2 protein-coding genes and 1 pseudogene are annotated in these 2,362 nt (G+C 69.6%); 2 read left to right on the plus strand and 1 reads right to left on the minus strand.

The window, feature by feature from the left end:
- A partial coding sequence (locus tag AOK15_RS36785) for a winged helix-turn-helix transcriptional regulator (protein WP_055522936.1) occupies positions 1 to 239 on the minus strand: 239 nt, incomplete at its 3' end.
- A gap of 97 nt (positions 240 to 336) precedes the next feature.
- Here AOK15_RS36785 and AOK15_RS36790 point away from each other — a divergent pair.
- Positions 337 to 1,212: pseudogene (locus AOK15_RS36790) on the plus strand (NAD(P)-dependent oxidoreductase); the annotation flags it as partial.
- A 377-nt stretch (positions 1,213 to 1,589) separates the two neighbouring features.
- Complete coding sequence (locus tag AOK15_RS36795) at positions 1,590 to 2,180, plus strand: Uma2 family endonuclease (RefSeq protein WP_338059946.1); 591 nt, start codon at positions 1,590 to 1,592, stop codon at positions 2,178 to 2,180.
- Positions 2,181 to 2,362: the final 182 nt, after the last annotated feature.

Here is a 2,362-nt window from a genome sequence, read left to right on the forward strand (position 1 = left end):
ACCTCGTCGTAGGAGACACGGCGCACGACCCCGTCGGCCTCCAGCTCCCGCAGATGGGAGGCCAGCACCTTCTCGGTGATCCCCGGGAGCAGCCGGCGCAGTTCGCCGAAGCGGCGGCAGGGCTGCTCGTGGAGCGCCCAGAGGATGAGCACCTTCCACTTGCCGCCGATCACCTCCATCGCGGTGTCGATCCCGCAGACGTGTCCGTCCGGTGTGCCCGGCCGGTTCAGCGTCGTCATGCCCCACCCTTTCCGACGTGCCCGCTCACCGCGGGGTAACCACCCACTGCCAAGTGCGTACTTGATCGATCCCGGAGCTGTGACCAGCCTGTTCGGCATGACACAGAACCTTGTCGAGAAGACGCCCGTCACGCTGTTGGGGCTCGGCGCGATGGGCACCGCGCTGGCCCGTGCCTGGCTCGCCGCCGGCCACCCGCTCACCGTCTGGAACCGTACCCCGGCCCGTGCCGAGGCGCTCGCCGCCGAGGGCGCGACGGTCGCGGGCAGCGTCGCCGAGGCGGTCGCGGCAAACTCCCTGATCGTTGCCTGCCTGTTGGACGACGCGTCGGTCACCGAGGCGCTGACCGGCACCGACCTGGCCGGCCGTGACCTGGTCAACCTGACCACCGGCACCCCCGAACAGGCTCGTGCCCGCGCCGCGTGGGCCAGCGAGCGCGGCGCCCGTTACCTGGACGGCGGGATCATGGCCGTCCCCCCGATGATCGGCGTCCCGCAGGCCGGCGGCTATGTCTTCTACAGCGGCTCGCAGGAGTTGTTCGAGCAGCACCGGGAGACCCTGGGCGTCCCGGCGGGCACCACGTACGTCGGCGGGAACGCGGGCTTCGCCGCCCTGTACGACGTGGCACTGCTCAGCGCCATGTACGGCATGTTCGCGGGCGCCGCGCACGCCTTCGCGCTGATTCGCGGGGAGGACATCGACCCCACCGAGTTCGCCCCGCTGCTCGCCGGCTGGCTCACCGCGATGGCCCCGTCCGTGCACCAGACCGCCGACCAGCTGCGCAGCGGCGACTACACCAGGAACGTCGTCTCCGACCTTGCCATGCAGGTGGCCGGCACGCCCACGTTCCTGGAGACGGCGCGGCAACAGGGCGTCAGCCCCGAACTCCTCAGCCCCTACTTCGAGCTGATGCACCGTCGCCTGACCGAGGCCGACGGCAAGGAGGGCCTGACGGGCGTGATAGACCTGCTGCTGAGCCGACCGGCCTTGAACACCGCAGGTGGTCGGAGCGGGCCGAAGGAGCAGGACCACAGCGCCGGGCGGCCGCCGGGTTTTCCTGGGGGCCCGCCAAGGGACGCGCCGTGACGGAGACAATCACCGGCCCGGCGGGGCCCGGCGGCGCACGGCGGGCCGTCCCGATCCTCGCGACCCGCCGAAACCGCTGCTCGTGCCTACGTCACCAGTTCGAGTGACGTGACGGTGTATTCGCAGGTGAGGCCAGGTGGCCGCCTAGCGTGTCGGTGTTGCTTGTGCCTCAAGCACGTCAAGCCCACACTTGAGGAGGAGGTGCCGTCTTGACCGCTCTTGCACATGAGAGGCCCGAGATCATGTCAGAGGCCGGGGCTGAATTCGTGAACGAACCCCACTTCGACGAGGTCTTGTGGCAGGCGTGGAAGGCCATGGATCTCCCCGAGGGCTACCGCGCCGAGATCATCGAGGGAGCCATCGAGGTGTCGCCCACCGCCCGCCGCTCGCACGGTCTGATCGCCAACCGTGTGCGCAGGGCTCTGGACAGATTCCTGGACGGCGGCGAATACGCCTGCCACCAGGATGTGAACGTGATCCACGAGCGCAAGGTCTGGGTGCCGGACGCCTTTGTCGCCCCGGAGGACACCGAGTCGTGTCGCGACGAAGAGGACATGGGGGTCAGGGCCGACTCCGTCCAACTCATCGTCGAGGTGGTCTCGCCTGGCACGCGGAACCGGGACCGCGACCGGGTCAGGAAGCGCCGTGAGTACGCGCGTGCCGGCATTCCTGTGTACGTCGTCATCGACGACCACGACGGCGAGGGGGCGGTCACTCTCTTCACCGGGCCTCGCCCCGACAAGGCGGACTGGGAGGACATCCACCGTGTGCCCTACGGCACGGAGGTCGTCATTCCCGAGGGCCCGGCGAAGGGATTCGCCGTCACGGAGGCCGTCACCGGTCGGCTCCGGACCTGACGCTCGGCCCGGCAAGTTGCCCACTGGCCACACCCGACTGAACCAACCGGCTCCAGGTGGTGTCTCACCAGGCGATACGTGTAGGGCGTTGCTGGGGAGGCAACTCATGGCCATGGTCGGGCTGTTCTGGATCGCCGAGGACGGCGGGGTGTATGTCGGGGCGGAGCCCGAGGGGGCCGGGA

The sequence above is a fragment of the Streptomyces ossamyceticus genome (assembly GCF_001418475.1).
In the GTDB taxonomy this organism is placed as follows: domain Bacteria; phylum Actinomycetota; class Actinomycetes; order Streptomycetales; family Streptomycetaceae; genus Streptomyces; species Streptomyces ossamyceticus.